The 515-nt window shown below is 52.6% G+C and carries 3 tRNA genes; all 3 read left to right on the top strand.

The features are described 5' to 3' along the window. The first annotated feature begins 43 nt into the window (after nucleotides 1–43). The 3 genes from RB298_RS02600 (at nucleotide 44) to RB298_RS02590 (ending at nucleotide 444) form a co-directional block, all read left to right on the top strand. Nucleotides 44–135: transfer RNA gene (locus RB298_RS02600), tRNA-Thr, on the top strand. A gap of 17 nt (nucleotides 136–152) precedes the next feature. Beyond that, nucleotides 153–227, top strand: a tRNA-Glu gene (locus tag RB298_RS02595). 141 nt (nucleotides 228–368) lie between these two features. Beyond that, nucleotides 369–444 (top strand) — tRNA-Val (locus RB298_RS02590). Nucleotides 445–515: the final 71 nt, after the last annotated feature.

Here is a 515-nt window from a genome sequence, read left to right as displayed (position 1 = left end):
ATACAGGTTGTCAACGGTGCGAGTCCGTTTCGGGGGGCCATACGGGTAGGTGTCCGAGTTGGCCGAAGGAGAGCGATTGGTCATCGTGTAGGCAACAAAAGCGTCTCGAGGGTTCGAATCCCTCTCTCTCCGCCAGCAAGGACTTTATATACGGCCCGTTGGTCAAGGGGTTAAGACACCTCCCTTTCACGGAGGTAACAGGGGTTCGAATCCCCTACGGGTCACCACTTTCTTTAATGCATCAGGGGATGAGAATCCCGTCGGTTCGTCGGAGGATAACTTCGTAAGCATAGACTTCGCAGTCTCGAACGAAGTGAGAGTATCCCCTACGGGTCACCACTTTCTTTAATGCATGTAACAATCCAGATGGAGGCTTAGCTCAGCTGGGAGAGCATCTGCCTTACAAGCAGAGGGTCGGGGGTTCGATCCCCTCAGCCTCCACCATAATTCATCCCCATAAAGTGAAGCTCACGCTTCGCAGGTAATTCCGATTACTTTTCGGGGACCCCATATTA

This window comes from Priestia sp. BR_2 (assembly GCF_041954005.1).
Taxonomy (GTDB): domain Bacteria; phylum Bacillota; class Bacilli; order Paenibacillales; family Paenibacillaceae; genus Paenibacillus_AQ; species Paenibacillus_AQ lautus_A.
The sequence above is the reverse complement of the archived record's forward strand: the minus strand, read 5'-3'. Positions and strand labels throughout refer to the sequence as shown.